The organism is Arsukibacterium sp. UBA5043, assembly GCA_002415085.1.
Lineage (GTDB): Bacteria > Pseudomonadota > Gammaproteobacteria > Enterobacterales > Alteromonadaceae > Alishewanella.
On record DIBV01000006.1, the window covers coordinates 512510 to 527871 of the forward strand.

Here is a 15362-nt window from a genome sequence, read left to right on the forward strand (position 1 = left end):
TAGTAAATCGCGAATGGGAAACGATGCGCCAGCATGCAGAAAATGGGGTCGAAGCTAATTAAAATAGCCAAGGTCAGAACTTATCAATAACCTGTATTTTCATCGGAATTTACTGCGTAAACTTTGTTTCGCCAGCTCCCAATCATGGGTGACTTCATCACTTTCTCTGACAGCAAGCTCAGTCTGCTGCAATGCCTGCTGATGCCATTCGGGGGAGGCCAACTGTTCTGCCCCTTCGGCGGTAAGCTCTTGCCACAAGGTTTCCATAACCTGCAGTTTTTCGGCTGTAGAAAGCTGTTTAATTTGTTCAGCGGTAATCATAAAACTGGCCGTAGTAAGTAACTTTGGCAAAGAATAGCAACAGCGCTTGGATAACTCAAACCAACTGCTTCGTCGCCACCAAAATACCATTATTATCGGCATAGACATACTGGCCGGGAATAAAGTCTACTCCGGCAAACGTCACTGTTAAGTTAATATCACCTAAGTCACGCTTGTCGGTTTTCATCGGGTGAATACCCAATGCCTGCACGCCAAGTGGCGTTTGGCGAATGATGTCGATGTCGCGAATACAACCGTTGAGAATAATACCTTGCCAGCCATTTGCTGCCGCTTGTTCGGCCAGCATATCACCGAGCAGGGCATGGCGTTTTGAGCCGCCACCGTCTACCACCAGCACTTTGCCGTGGCCATTGGTTGCTACCAGCTGTTTTACCTTGGAGTTATCTTCAAAGCATTTAACGGTAACAATTTCACCGCCAAAACATAGGGTAGCACCGTAGTTAGTAAAAATGGGCTCGGCGACGCGAATGCAGTCGGCATGGGCGTCGCAGAGATCGGGTAGGGTGAAGTGGGGCATCATGTTAGTCCTTGTAATCTCAGGGCAGAGTACTGTGCACTGCTCAAACCGGTTTGCCCACGCCAACACGTCGTGAACCCATCCATGGGGACTCGTTTCCGCCCGTCCGGGGCTTCAACGGTTGGCTTAGGGCAAACCTAATCTCGCTTATCAACTCAGGCTTAGCGGTTGGCAAAAGCCTGTTCGAGCTGTGCAACGGAGCACGACACCTAATCTCGCTTATCAACTCCAGATTTGCAGATGGCACAAGCAGGTCGTCAGACCTGCAAATAATCCAGCATACCTTCTGCAGCTTTGCGGCCCTGAGCAATGGCGGTGACCACCAAATCAGAACCTAATACCATATCGCCACCGGCAAAAATTTTCTGCTGGTTGGTTTGCAGCGCATAAGGGCTTTGCTCGGAGGCAACAACCCGGCCTTTGCTGTCGAGCTCCACACCCATATCAATTAACCACTGCGGTGGGCTTGGCTGAAAACCAAAAGCGATAATAACTGCGTCGGCAGCCAGTACCTGCTCTGAGCCGGCAATGGGCTCTGGGCTGCGCCGACCTTTAGCATCGGGGGCTCCAAGCTCGGTGCTTACCACTTTTACGCCGCACACCTTGCCTTCGCTGTCGACTTCTATCCCCAATGGTTGCAGGTTAAATAAAAACTCTACCCCTTCTTCGCGGGCATTTTGCACTTCTTTGCGCGAGCCCGGCATATTGGCTTCGTCGCGCCGGTAAGCACAACTTACCTTGGTAGCGCCCTGGCGAATCGAGGTACGGACGCAGTCCATTGCGGTATCGCCACCGCCTAACACCACCACGGTTTTGTCTTTTAAGCTGACAAACGGATGCTCGGTTTGCCAGCCCATCAGGTTATTAATATTGCCAATTAAAAACGGCAGCGCTTCATGTACGCCAGGCGCATCTTCATTAACCAGACCGCCTTTCATCGGCGTATAGGTACCCAGGGCTAAAAACACCGCGTCGTATTCGTCCAGCAAGCTGTCGAAGCTGACATCAACCCCGACATTGGTATTTAACCGAAACTCGATACCCATGCTTTCAAAAATATCGCGCCGGCGGCTTAATACTTCTTTTTCCAGCTTAAATGGCGGAATACCGAAGGTCAGCAGACCACCAATTTGCGGATAGCGGTCGAATACCACCGGCGATACGCCATTGCGCACCAGCACATCGGCGCAGGCCAAACCGGCCGGGCCGGCGCCAATTACGGCTACCCGGCGGTCAGTTTTAATCACCGCTGATAAATCGGGTCGCCAGCCCATTTCAAAGGCTTTGTCGTTAATGTATTTTTCAATACTGCCAATGGTAACGGCGCCAAAGCCTTCATCCAGGGTACAGGCGCCTTCGCATAAGCGGTCTTGCGGGCAAACCCGGCCACATACTTCCGGTAAGCTATTGGTTTTATGCGACAGCTCGGCCGCTTCAATAATTTTGCCTTCGTTTGCCAGCTTTAACCACTGCGGAATATAGTTGTGCACCGGGCACTTCCATTCACAGTAGGGGTTGCCGCAATCGAGGCAACGGTCGGCCTGACCTTCCACCTGAGTGTTGGTCATTGGCTGATAAATTTCCACGAACTCGATAGTGCGTTCGCTGTGTGAGCGTTTGGGCGGATCAATCCGTTTAACGTCAATAAACTGATATACATTCTGTGCCATAACGTTCCCTTTGCCCTTACATCGCCTGAACCCGCAGCTCGGCAGAAGAGCGAGCGCGGTGTCCCAGCAAGGTATTTAGATCGCTGGTTTTTGGTTTAACCAGCTTAAATTTGCTTAAGTAATTATTGAAATCAGACAGGATGCGCTGCGCTTTATCGCTGCCTGTTTCTTCCACGTGTTGATGCAACAGGCTGCGTAAATGCTCCTGTAATATTGGCGTGCTGATCTCCAGCGCCTCGACCAGCTCCGGGTTTAACCGCAGTTCCAGGTCGTTCTGCTCGTCCAGCAAATAGGCGAAGCCGCCGGTCATGCCGGCACCAAAGTTCACCCCGGTGCAGCCCAGTACCACCACCACACCGCCGGTCATATATTCACAGCAGTTATCGCCGGTACCTTCTACCACCGCTAACGCGCCTGAGTTACGCACCGCAAAGCGCTCGCCTGCCTGACCGGCGGCATAAAAGCGACCGCCGGTCGCGCCGTATAAACAGGTGTTGCCGGCAATGGCAAAGCCGTTTTTGGCAAAGCTGGCACCTTTGGCCGGGAATATCGCTATCTGGCCGCCGGTCATGCCTTTGCCGACATAATCGTTGGCATCGCCCTGCAGCGCTAAGTGCAGGCCGCCGGCATTCCACACCCCAAAGCTCTGACCGGCGGTGCCGGTAAAGCGTAAGCGGATAGGATCGGTTGCCATGCCCTGATTGCCATGTTTGCTGGCAATAAAGCCTGATAAGGCTGCGCCGACTGAGCGGTCGGTATTGCGAATGGGCAGGCTGAGCTGGCCACCGGTTTTATTCTGCACCATTTGTTCGCAGCGCTGCAGCAGCAGCTGGTTAAGTGCGCCTGGATCAAACGGCGTGTTGTTTTTAACGCAATGCAGCGGTTTATCCGAGCTAACACCGCTGGCCTGCAATATCGGGGTCAGATCCAGTTTCGCTTGTTTCTGGGTTTCGCTGGCTTTGGCTTCCAGTAAATCGGTGCGGCCAATTAACTGGGTAAGCTCGGTAACGCCAAGTTCTGCCATCAGCTCGCGCACTTCTAAGGCTAAAAACTTAAAGTAGTTCATGACCATTTCCGGCAGGCCGGTAAAATGGTCGCGGCGCAGGGTTTCATCCTGCGTGGCAACGCCGGTCGCGCAGTTATTTAAATGGCAAATCCGCAGGAATTTACAGCCCAGCGCTACCATGGGCCCAGTACCAAAACCAAAGCTTTCTGCGCCTAAAATAGCCGCTTTTACCACATCGAGGCCGGTTTTTAAGCCGCCATCTACCTGCAGCCGTACTCTGTCGCGCAGGCCGTTTTCAACCAGTGCCTGATGCACTTCAGCCAGGCCCAGCTCCCACGGGCTGCCGGCGTATTTCACCGACGTCAGCGGGCTGGCACCGGTGCCGCCGTCATAACCTGACACGGTAATTAAATCGGCATAGGCTTTGGCCACACCGGTGGCGATGGTGCCGATACCGGGCTCTGATACCAGTTTTACCGAGATCAGTGCCTGTGGGTTAACCTGTTTTAAATCGAAAATCAGCTGGGCTAAATCTTCAATTGAGTAAATATCATGATGCGGCGGTGGCGAAATTAAGGTAACGCCAGGCACTGAATAGCGCAGCCGGGCAATTTCGGCGGTGACTTTTTCGCCGGGTAGCTGGCCGCCTTCACCGGGCTTGGCGCCCTGGGCCACTTTAATCTGGATCACTTCAGCATTAACCAGGTAATGCGGCGTTACGCCAAAACGGCCCGAGGCAACCTGTTTAATTTTGGAGTTTTTCTCGGTACCAAAGCGGCGCGGATCTTCACCGCCTTCACCGGAGTTTGAGCGCCCGCCGAGCCGGTTCATCGCAATCGCCAGCGCTTCGTGCGCTTCGGGGCTGAGTGCACCGATAGACATCGCTGCGCTATCAAAGCGCGGATATAAGTTTTCGGCAGCTTCCACTTCATCAAGGGCTATGCCGTCAGTGTCACTGGCCAGTTGCAGCAAGTCGCGTAAATGAGCGACCGGCCGCTGGTTAACATGGTTACTGTAAACCCGGTAATCTTCGTATTTACCCGAGCGCACCGCTTTTTGCAGGCTGGTTACCACATCCGGATTATAGGCATGGTACTCGCCATCGTGTACGTATTTTAATAAGCCGCCGTGGTTCATTGGTTTGCGCTTTAACCAGGCAATATTGGCCAGTTGCTGCACGTCCTGTTCAAAATCAATAAAGCTGGCACCGCCAATCCGCGAGGCAACGTCGGCAAAGCATAACTGCATAACGTCTTTATTAATGCCTACTGCCTCAAACAGGTTAGAGCAGCGGTAACTGGCCACGGTCGAAATGCCCATTTTCGACATAATTTTATAAAGGCCTTTATTAATACCTTTCCGGTAATTAAGCACTGCCTGGCGGGCACTTAAGTTAATGGTACCTTTTTCAACCAGTTGCTCGACCGTTTCATAGGCTAAAAACGGATAAATACCGGTCGCGCCTAAACCAATTAACACCGCAAAGTGGTGCGAGTCGCGGGCACTGGCCGTTTCAATAATAATGTTGGAGTCGCAGCGCAGCTGAGCATTAACCAGTGCCAGTTGCACCGCCCCGACGGCCATGGCTGCCGGAATAGGAATCAGGCCTTGCTCAATGCGCCGATCGGTCAGGATCACCAGTACCACTTTGTCGTCACGAACAGCAGTTACCACAGCATCACATAACGATTTAGTAGCCTGCTCTAAATTGTGCTGCTGCGGGTCGAAATTTAACGAAAACACCTGGTTTTTATAGTATTTTTCGTCAGCCTGCCGCAGTTGCTTTAAGTCGGAATACATCATCACCGGCGATTCAAACTGAATACGGCGGGCATAACCGGCGGTTTCTTTAAACACGTTGTGCTCGCGGCCGATGCTGGTGGCCAGCGACATGACATGCGCTTCGCGCAGTGGGTCGATAGGCGGGTTTGTTACCTGGGCAAACTGCTGGCGGAAGTAATCGAACAGGTTGCGCGGCTTGCGCGATAACACCGCCATGGGCGTATCATCCCCCATCGAGCCCACGGCTTCCTGACCATCTTTGGCCAGTACCGTCATTACCTGCTCAATTTCTTCATAGCTGTAGTTAAATAACTTGTGATACACCTGCATGGTGTCATCATCAAATACCCGTTTGCCGATTAAATCGGTTTCATACTTTTCATAAGGCACCAGCCGCTGCACGTTCTCATCAAGCCAGCTGCGATAGGTATGACGGGCCATTAAATCATTATCAATTTCATCCGAGCGCCAAATCTGGCCGGTAGTGGTATCGATTGCCAGCATTTCACCCGGGCCAACCCGGCCTTTTTCGACCACTTCATCCGGGGTGTAATCCCAGATCCCGACTTCAGAGGCCAGGGTAATCAGTTTGTCGCGGGTAATCACAAAGCGGGCAGGGCGCAGGCCGTTGCGGTCGAGGTTACAGGCCACATGCTGACCGTTAGTCATGACAATACCGGCCGGGCCATCCCACGGCTCCATATGCATCGAGTTAAATTCGTAGAACGCTTTTAAGTTGTCGTCCATTACCCGGTTGCCCTGCCAGGCTGGTGGCACCAGTAACCGCATGGCACGGAATAAATCCATGCCGCCAGCTAGCAGCAATTCCAGCTGATTATCCAGCGAGCTGGAGTCAGAGCCGGTCTGGCTGACAAAAGGTGCGGCATCCTGTAAATCAGGTAACAATGGTGAAGCAAACTTATACTGGCGGGCACGCGCCCACTGGCGGTTACCGGTAATGGTATTAATTTCACCGTTATGCGCCAGGTAGCGAAATGGCTGAGCCAGTGGCCAGCGTGGCATGGTATTGGTGGAGAAACGCTGATGGAATACGCAAATAGCGGTTTCCATCCGGATATCGGCTAAATCGGTGTAATAGCGCGGTAAGTCGGCCGGCATCATCAGGCCTTTAAATACCGTTACCAGCGATGAGAAACTCGGGATATAAAAATCGGCATCGGCGCTTAGCTGCTGCTCTACCCGGCGGCGCACCATATAAAGGCGGCGCTCTAAATCATGATCGCCCCAGCCGTGCGGCGCATTAACAAATACCTGCTCTATTTGCGGCATCGATTCCAGCGCCAGCGGGCCCAGTACGTTGCTGTCGGTGGGGACGGTGCGCCAGGTCACCAGGCTTAATGTTTCGCGGGCAATTTCTTTATTAATTATCGCTTTAGCTTCAGCCGCTTTTACCGGATCCTGGCTTAAGAAAATCATGCCGACGCCGTATTTTTTCGCCAGATTCCAGCCGTTTTCTTCGGCAATTGCCCGGAAAAAGCTATCGGGTTTTTGCATTAATAAGCCGCAGCCGTCGCCGGTTTTGCCATCGGCAGAAATGCCGCCGCGATGTTGCATCCGATCCAGGCCATTAATGGCGGTTCTGACAATCCGATGGCTGGCCGCACCTTCAATATGTGCTATCAGGCCAAAGCCACAATTTTCCCGCGCCTGACTATGCTGATACAACGCCATGCCTTACCTCCAAACTTGCCTTGCAAATATATAATTATCTATAAAATATGAATTATTATTCTTTTATTATGATTGTTCGCTTGTGAAAGAAAATAACGAGTGTTCTTTCAGTGACTCATGCGTTGTAGTGTATTTGCTCTAAAGTGTTTGCTTGTCTAAACACGGCGAGCTGAACAGGTATACTAAGAATAAGTTAAAAAAGCAAGTGAAGTTTAACCGTCTGGCCGTCTATTTGGAATTGGAACTACTGTGCTTAAAATGAAAATAAATTACATGAATTGGCGTTATTTCCGCCATCTATAGCAGATTGGCATAAAAAAAAGCTGCCGCAGCAGCTTTTTTGGGGCCGGTCGCAGCAATGCTTTGCAAATACTTATGCTAAACACTGCTGCAGGCTGAAACTATTTTTCAAACATGCCTTTAACGGTGGCTTTGCCAGCTATCACCAACTGCCTGCCCATCGCAAATACCTGGTTTATTGCCAAATCATCGCGATTAAGTAATACCAGATCGGCATCAAGGCCAGCAGCCAGCCGGCCTTTCTGGTGCAAACCCAGCACAGTGGCAGGGGCCTGGCTGATGGCACAGATAGCATCACTGATACTGACCTTATGCTTTAAGATGGCATCGCGGGCCGACTGATACAGGGTGCTTACCTGGCCAACCTGCAAACCAAGCAAGTCGCCACTTTTACTGTAGATAGGCAAACTGGCATTACCGTCTGAGCTAAGGGTAAGTTGGATTGGCTCAATACCCGCCTGCAGCGCCTCGGCCAGCGCCTGTGCCGCAGCAACTTCGCCATGTTCCAGATCGTAGGCGGTGGTGCTGGTAGTAAAGTCAATGACGCCGCCCTGGCTGGCAAACTCTAACCCGGCGTTAAATACCGAGCGGTTGCGGTTCATATGGGTAGGGTAGAATTGTTTTACACTAAGCTCAGTGCCGGCAACGGCATCATAAATTGGCTGCAGAATACGCTCACCCGCACCCATATGCACACTGACAATACCGCCTTTGCCAGACAGAATACCGCCCACTTTAGCCGCTGATGCCACTTTTCTGATTTCATCTGTGGTTGGCTGCGATGAACGGTGATCGCTTATGGCGATTTCACCAACCCCGATAAATTTATCAATCAGAATAAGGTCATCAGTAATACTGCCGGTCAGGGTACGGCAAGGCACCTGATAAGAGCCGGTATGACAGTACGTGGTGATACCTTCAGTTTGCAGCGCATGGGCTTTTGCCAGTAAGTTGGTCAGCGTTCTGGTGGTGGCATCGGTGCCCAGTACCCCTATCGCCGTGGTAACACCGCCTAATGTTGCATCTGTCAGCTGCATTTCCGGGGTGCGGCTGGCAAAACCGCCCTCACCGCCGCCGCCAATAAAGTGGACCAGCGAGTCAACAAAGCCCGGTACCGCAATATTGTTGCTGCCGTCTATAACGGTAAGGGGCAGATCGCTGCCCCCAGCGCTGAATTGCGAACCAATGGCAATAATTTTGCCGCCGGCCATAATTATGTCTTGTTTGCCAAGATGCTGTGGCGCGTAAACCTCGACATTTTTAATCAGAAAAATTGTGTTCAAAATAACCTCGTTACTGATAGCCAATAGCAACCGCAACCAGCATAAAGATACTGGCCAGGGCAAACAGCCACAGTTGTAATTTCCAGACGAATTTCAGCCAGATAGTCCAGTCTACCCGAACCACGCCCAGGCAGCCGATAAGTGCGGCAGATGTAGGAATAATGCAGTTAGTCAGGCCGTCACCGAGCTGAAAAGCCAGCACAGCAATTTGCCGGCTTAAGCCGACCATATCGGCCAGTGGCGCAATTAATGGCATGGTCAGCGCAGCCTGGCCTGAACCGGAGGCGACAAAGAAATTAAATACCGACTGAATAACCAGCATCAGCCAGGCAGATAAATAAGCAGGTAAGTCGCCAAGCGCCTGGCCTGAATAGTACAGCAGGGTATTAAGTACCGACGGCGTTTCTGGATTATCACCACCGAGCAGCAGCACTATGCCTTTGGCCATACCGACAATCAGCGCAGCCGGCAGTAGCTCAGCCGCACCTTGCTTAAAACCATCGGCAGCATCGTTTACCCTGAGCCTTTTACCCACTACCGCGATGATGGCGATAACTATACCGATAGTAAAAAACTGGCTGGCAATTTCCGGAATATAGTACTGGCGGGCGGTAACCCCCCAGATAATCCAGATCAGGCCGGCAAAAAATGCCAGGAGAATAACACTGTCGATATTGCTGTAGCTGTTTACTGCCTGCTGCTGTTGCTGGCTTCGTAACTTCTGATCGCTGGCAAAACTGAGCGAGCTTTCTGGGTCGCGTTTAATTCTGGCGGCGTAGCGCATGGTAAAAATAACCCCGAACAGGGTAAACACCAGCCACATCACTAAGCGCAGATCAGCACCCGATAATAATGGGATCTCGGCAATGCCCTGCGCAATAGCCACATTAAACGGGTTCATCCAGCTGGTGGCAAAACCTATCTGGGTCGCTATGTAAGTTACCAGCACGGTGGTAATCGCATCGTAGCCCAGCGCCAGCATTAACGGCAGCAGCACGATGCAAAAAGCAATGGCCTCTTCTCCCATGCCAAAAATGGCACCGCCTAATGAGAACAACACAAACAGCAAAGGAATAAATACAAATTCCAGCCGTTTGGTTTTTTCAATTAACGCCAGAATGCCATTGTGAATAGCACCGGTTTTCATAATGATGCCAAAAGCACCCCCGGTAAGCAGGATAAAGGCGATAACGCCCACTGCCGAGCCCCACTTGTTACCTGACACCATGCCTTCAAAGGCATAGTTTAAAAAGCCGACCCCGCCGCCTTCGGCAAACAGCGGTACGCCGGCACTGCTGTCGGTTGCCAGGGTAAAGCTGTCAGGGTCAATCCGGCTTTTGGCTTTAACGGCACTGTCAGTTTCCGCGGCCACTTCAATAATATCGAATGAGCCGGCCGGAATAAGGTGCGATGCTAACGCTGCCAGGATCATCACAAAAAACAGGATGACAAAGGCGTCCGGCATCGACACCGGTTGTTTTACTTGGTTAGCCATAGGGTAAGCCTTGTAATAGCTATCGGTGATTGGCGGGCGGGAGAGTTATAGTCTCACGCCCACCGCTTTAATAATTAAAAGAAATAGCTAAAGGATACACGATAGTTGCGGCCAAAGGCGTTGTGGTTAATCGAGTCGAAGCCGCGGCTGCTGCCGTACACAGCTGGCGGATCACGATCCAGCAGGTTATCGACAGTAAAGTTTAGCGAAGCATGCTCAAAGTCATAACCAATGTTTGCCCGCAGGGTGGTCCAGGATGACACATCACGATTGCCGTCTGCATCAATCAGCCCTAACTCATCCAGCTCGTCCAGGTTACGGCTACGCAGCCGCGCGGTATCATCCTGATAAGAAGAAGTGTACAGCGCGGTCAGGCCCAGATAAAGCGCCTCACCACTCCAGGAAATACTGGCACTGCCAATGTTTTCCGGGTAACGGAAGGTGCCAATCAGCGCTTCAACTTCATCCGAGCCCGCTTTATTGCGATCAAACTCCAGATAATGAGTCCAGTCCAGATCCAGGCCTAAACGGCCAGCGGCCAAATCAAGCGTATGACTGAAGCGGGCATCAATGCCGCTGACGTCCTGCCGGCCAACGTTGTTCAGCTGGATAACATGGTCGCGGAATAACGGCAGTTCAGCAAAACGTGGATTATCGTACTCAACCCAGGCATCGAGAATTTCTGCCATATTGGCACCGTCATCTTCTACAGTGCGTCCGGCTGAATCGGTAACATCGCAGAGTGCCGGATCGTAGGAGATCCCTAACTCACCGTCAGGTACCAGACCGCAATGGCGGACACTGGCGTCAGTCGCCGTGCGGGCCAACATCGCTGTCATATCGGTATCAACCAGCTTTTTATGCTCAAACTGCCAGTAATCTACCGTCAGGGTCGTGTCCTGGGTTGGGCTCCAGCCAAAACCGACACTGACAGACTCTGAGGTTTCAGCTTGCAGCGCGGCGTTACCCAGCTCCAGTACATTCGGGCTGCTGGTAAAGCCAGCGCCTTCACAGTACAAATCTGATACCGTCTGATTAGCACTGCAGTCAAACGTTGCGGTAGTGGTTCTGAGTTTTACCCCTGCCTGAGTAAGTGATGGGGCCCGGAACGACGTTGCCCAGGAGGCTCGAATAACCAGGCTATCCAGTGGCCGCCAGGTAATGCCAACTTTAGGGTTAAAAGTGCTGCCAAAGTCGTCATAGTGATCATAACGACCCGCCAGCTGCAGCTCGACAGTATCGGTCAGCGGGGCATAAATTTCAGCAAAGGCTGCCATCTGGATCCGGTCGGCGGCAGACAGGCTGGAGCCAAAACCAAACACATCTACCAGATAGCCATTGGCGGCACTGGCCCGGGCATTGGCAGAGGGGGTATCGGTAATTTCTTCTTTACGCAGCTCCAGACCAAAGGCGGAACGCACCAGCTGACCATTAAATTCAAATAAATCGCCGCTGAAGCGTACATCCCAGCCATAAACCGTGCTGACACCATCGCGGGTCGGAACCTCCTGCGCCAGCGCTAACAGGGCTTCGTTGGCAGCATCATTGGCTAAGAATGGGTTGTAAACACCTGCCAGACCCGCGCCACTGCTGCAGCTCAGGCTGTCAGCGTCACTGTCATAACTGGCGATACTGCCATCCTGACATAGCTCGCCGGCAATAGCGGCATGATATTTATAACGGTTATAAATGCCGGCAATCGCTTGCTGCTCTGATTCTGAACGGGATAACAGCACAGCGGTTTCCCAGTCCCAGTTTTCTGTGCTACCTGCCAGACTGCTGACCAGCCGGAATGAATCACTGGTAACTTCTACTGTTCTGGGCGTATTAAAGCGGCCATCAAACCTGAACCCCCACAAGCGCTGACCTGCTTCACTGGTAAAGGGATCGATGTAAATTTGATCCAGTAAGCTGTCACGAACCGCAGCAGGGAACACGTCAAGTGCCGTTTCCTGCACCCATGGGCCTTCTTCATCACTTATCTGGTTAATCGGCGCCGGGCTGGATGAGGATACAGACGAGGTATGACTATAGAAGAAGTCGGTATTCCAGATCAGATTGTTGCTGAATTCTTTACGGAAGTTAAAACCGGCAGAGGCGCTTTCAAACGGGGTTTCCAGCACATCGTCCTGATTAGCATAGTAAGCGCAGATCTGTTCGCCCAGTTCAGTAGTCACTAGTGGGCTGGTGCAGCCGGGGCTGGCTATTTCGTTGCCATCTACCGTAGACCAGTAATAAATATTCGGTATGCCCTTGGGTAAGTAAGAGTAATTGCTGACCAGATTGGGCTCACGGGTAAACTCACGGTCCTGGGCGGTGTAGCCTTTGCGATCGTATAAATCGGCGAACAGGGTTAAATTGCCGCCAGCCAGCTCAGTGCCTATCACGATATTGGCATTTATCCGGCTGTCGTCTGATGAGGCTGTACTGTTGCCATAGGATAAATTCAGCTCTGCGCCTTCATAATCCTTCTTCAGAATATAGTTGATTACCCCAGCCACGGCATCAGCGCCATAAATCGCTGAAGCACCGGTTGCCAGCACTTCGATCCGCTCAATTGCTGCTAGCGGAATGCTGTTTACGTCGACAAAGTTCTGGGTGCCTGCTGCAAAAGAAGATGCCGCAACCCGCCGGCCATTTACCAGGGTAAGTGTTGAAGAGGGGCCCAGGCCACGTAATGACGCTGCCGCCTGGCCTGCAGGAGTAGAAGTTGATGTCGCGCCGCTTTCAGAGGTAGAGAAAGTACCACTACCGCCACGTACCTGGCCTAAATCTTTCAGTAGATCATAAACTGAACTGGCACCGGAGTTTTTAATGTCCTCAGCTGAAATAACGACTAACGGCTGGGTGCCTTCCAGATCAACACCTTTGATCCGCGAACCGGTTACTTCAATTCGTTCGACTTTTTGTTCTTCTTTGGCTGTTTCCTGCTCTGCATAGCTAACAGGAGACGCAAGTAAGCTGCCGGCAATAGCCAGCGCCAGCGGGGTTAATTTACGCATAATAATACCTGTGTTTTTCAGGCACGCGATCAGCTAAGGATCAGCCATACCTGATATTTGCTTTATTTTTGCTGTAATGGGTTTGTTGGAACTGAGAACCTCAGGTCAACCGCAGTTGCCTGATAAGTTTCTATTCGTTAAACCACTCGGAAAGGTAGTAGGACGAATAGTGATATGAGCCGAGCATTAGTGCTTTCTTTAACATATCGCTACTTTGAAAAGTGAGTATTTAATTAAAAAATATATTTTTTGCTGTTCGGTACTAACCAAATTGGCGCCAAAAGCAATCTTATTTCTACTTCTAATTGGCAAAGAAGTCAATACAGGATAATCTGTATGCCTTAAATATGGGGTTAGCGCCTGGCGCATTATCAGTAGTCTGCAGGCCCTGGTGGCCTGAAAAACAATAAGAAAGAGCCGATGAAAAAAATAACTACTTGTTTATCAGCCATTTTAATGGCAATGCCGGTTTTTACTCTTAGTGCCAATGATGACAATAGAACGATGCCTGAATACTCGATGCTATTGATGGGAGGAGGGCTTGCTACCTGCAGCTCAACCAGCACCCGGCATTGTCTGAGTAGCGACGTATTTTCTGATGCAGCGAAAAAGCACAGCTTGTTTCAGTTAAGTCCCGAACATCTGCAAGCAATTAACAGTAAGAGTTTCTGGTCAGAAGATCGGATTATTGAACAGCAGCAAACCCTGGCAATTTTAGAGTTTTTGCGTGGACAGCTGGCTAATGACACCGTATCTGAACGCGAGTTGCTTCGGTTATGGCGCAGCGCAGAGATTGAAGTCGATGGTATCTGGGTATCTGGCCGGGCGGTTTATAATGGCTTAAACGGCCGTGAATTAAATTTTGTACTGGATCAGCTCGAAGTGCCGGTAATGACTGAGAGCAAAGCTAATCGCAGCAGTCAGCGCAGCAGGGAATTTGCCGATTTAGCGAACACCAAAAATAATTTCACTAAAGAATTGTATCAGCAATTTGTTTCGATGGCGCAACAGATCGCGGGTGAGCAGCGTAAACCCAGGATCCTGGTGGTCACTGCGTCATCACGTGACCCATTATCAGCTGTTGATTTTTATACCAATTTATTTACAGAAGCCGGTGCGGATGTCAGTTGGTTACCGATCAGTGCTGCTTATCAGGCCGCATGGCAAAGCGGTGATAAAAATAGCTGTGCTGAACTGGATAAACATCTGGCAGAACAGCATGGCAGTTACCAACGCCGTCGCGTTTACCCGGATTTAATGGACCAGAAAACAGAGTTTTGCCAGGCTGGCAGTAAAGGCGCGGTAGCGAAAATTCGCCGGGCAGATGGTATCTTTTTTAATGGTGGCGACCAGCTCTTAACCTTAAAAGCGCTGCGGCTGGATGACGGCTCCGCCTCAGCTGAGTTGCAGCAAATAGAACGAATGCTGGCAGCGGGACAAATTGTAGTGGCTGGCACCAGCGCCGGCACAGCCGTGATGTCGGGTGGCAGCTTTAATGGCCAACGCACCCCGATGATTACCAATGGTGATAGCTTTAATGCCATGCAATTTGGCGCCTTTGATCTGCCCGCGCCGGAACCAGGCTGTGACAAAGATCTTAGTTGTAACAATGGCCTGGCCGAAAGCCACCTTACCTATAGTGGCAGTGGTGGTCTGGGGTTATTTCGCTGGGGTGTGCTTGATACTCATTTTTCTGAACGTGGCCGGCAGGGCAGATTGATCCGCTTGTTGCATGATACACAGAGCCGCTTCGGCTTTGGTATTGATGAAAATACCGGTTTGCTGGTTGGTTTTGGCGGTGATGCTGCACAGCGGGCCGTGCGAATGGCGGTAACTGGTGAGTCAGGTGTGTACGTTGTTGATATGAGCAATGCCAATAGCAGTGGTGAAGGCAGTGCGTTGACTCTACGCAATGTGGCAACCCATTATCTGACCCGGGGTGATGAATTGGAGATAAATGCCAATCTGTTACGCAGTCGGTTTGCCGACTGGAAATTTGCGCCCAACAATCTGGCTCAACCGTTACTTAGCTCAGGTGAAATATTTGAGCGCGACAATTATAAGCAAGTTAGTCATTTGCTGTGTATAACCCAGGCACGTCAGGCGGAAGGACGCGCTGTTAAGGTAGGTCAGGGTTATGCAGTGACGGTGTATAAAGACCATAGTTCTTATACCCGTCAAGGCAGCTTCAAACAGCAAGCCGAAGAGATTGCATACTGTTCATATCGGAATATGATGGTAGATCTGCAACCTGCCAACTAAGATAGTTGTGG

The 15362-nt window shown here is 51.2% G+C and carries 8 protein-coding genes; 1 reads left to right on the forward strand and 7 read right to left on the reverse strand.

What is annotated here, in order from left to right; translation table 11 throughout:
- Window positions 1–99 precede the first annotated feature (99 nt).
- The 7 genes from B2Q61_RS08895 to B2Q61_RS08925 form a co-directional block, all read right to left on the reverse strand.
- The gene (locus B2Q61_RS08895; RefSeq protein ID WP_290618580.1) at window positions 100–321 is read right to left on the reverse strand and encodes an addiction module protein; all 222 of its coding nucleotides are present in this window, start codon (window positions 319–321) and stop codon (window positions 100–102) included.
- Between the two features lie 55 nt (window positions 322–376).
- Entirely contained in the window at window positions 377–859 is a 483-nt protein-coding gene (locus B2Q61_RS08900) for a putative 4-hydroxy-4-methyl-2-oxoglutarate aldolase (RefSeq protein WP_290619490.1), read from the reverse strand.
- A 257-nt stretch (window positions 860–1116) separates the two neighbouring features.
- Complete coding sequence (locus tag B2Q61_RS08905; protein WP_290618578.1) at window positions 1117–2529, reverse strand: FAD-dependent oxidoreductase; 1413 nt, start codon at window positions 2527–2529, stop codon at window positions 1117–1119.
- 16 nt (window positions 2530–2545) lie between these two features.
- Entirely contained in the window at window positions 2546–7009 is a 4464-nt protein-coding gene (gene gltB, locus B2Q61_RS08910) for a glutamate synthase large subunit (RefSeq protein WP_290618576.1), read from the reverse strand.
- A 401-nt stretch (window positions 7010–7410) separates the two neighbouring features.
- Complete coding sequence (iadA, locus tag B2Q61_RS08915; protein WP_290618574.1) at window positions 7411–8592, reverse strand: beta-aspartyl-peptidase; 1182 nt, start codon at window positions 8590–8592, stop codon at window positions 7411–7413.
- Window positions 8593–8602: 10 nt separating this feature from the next.
- Window positions 8603–10087, reverse strand: coding sequence for a putative basic amino acid antiporter YfcC (gene yfcC, locus B2Q61_RS08920; RefSeq protein ID WP_290618572.1), 1485 nt, complete (start codon window positions 10085–10087; stop codon window positions 8603–8605).
- A gap of 74 nt (window positions 10088–10161) precedes the next feature.
- Complete coding sequence (locus tag B2Q61_RS08925) at window positions 10162–13089, reverse strand: TonB-dependent receptor domain-containing protein (RefSeq protein ID WP_290618570.1); 2928 nt, start codon at window positions 13087–13089, stop codon at window positions 10162–10164.
- A 420-nt stretch (window positions 13090–13509) separates the two neighbouring features.
- Between B2Q61_RS08925 and B2Q61_RS08930 the strand changes: the two genes are divergently transcribed.
- Window positions 13510–15351, forward strand: a complete 1842-nt coding sequence (locus B2Q61_RS08930) for a cyanophycinase (protein ID WP_290618568.1) — start codon at window positions 13510–13512, stop codon at window positions 15349–15351.
- Window positions 15352–15362: the final 11 nt, after the last annotated feature.